Source organism: Pseudomonas fluorescens (genome assembly GCF_902498195.1).
Taxonomy (GTDB): Bacteria; Pseudomonadota; Gammaproteobacteria; order Pseudomonadales; family Pseudomonadaceae; genus Aquipseudomonas; species Aquipseudomonas fluorescens_BU.
Map to the genome: position 1 here is coordinate 1 of NZ_CABVIY010000029.1, position 520 is coordinate 520.

The following is a 520-nucleotide window of genomic DNA, read 5'->3' on the forward strand; positions in this document are numbered from 1 at the left end:
CAACTGCACAACGAGCATCGGGTCGCGACGCCCGCCGATACCGCCGTCATTACGCCCAACAGCGACACCCCGTATTCGATACTCTGGGCCGACTTGCGCGCAGAGCCACTGGTGATCACGGTGCCGGCCGTCTCCAAAAAGCGCTATTACTCGATTCAGCTTATCGACGGCAACACCTACAACTACGGCTACATCGGCAGCCGGGCAACGGCCAGTGCGCCCGGGAGTTATCTGGTTGCAGGCCCCGACTGGAAGGGTGCAACACCTCCAGGCATCGACAAGGTGTTCACCTCCACGACCCCTTTCGGCCTGACCCTTAGCCGGACCGAGATGTTCAATCCGGCCGACATGCCGAATGTCGAGAAGGTGCAGGCGGGCTACAAGATCCAGCCGCTGTCCGCCTTCCTCCATCAACCGGCGCCGCCCGCTGCGCCGAAGTTTGCTTTCGTGCCAGCTACCACGGAAGGCATCAAGGCCAACTTCTTCGAGTACCTGTCGGCCGCGATGCAGTATGTGCCAG

At 61.5% G+C, this 520-nt stretch carries 1 protein-coding gene; it reads left to right on the forward strand.

Translation table 11 applies throughout. The features are described 5' to 3' along the window. Window positions 1-520 (forward strand): DUF1254 domain-containing protein (locus tag F8N66_RS31380; protein WP_150773747.1); only part of this gene is annotated, 520 nt, incomplete at both ends.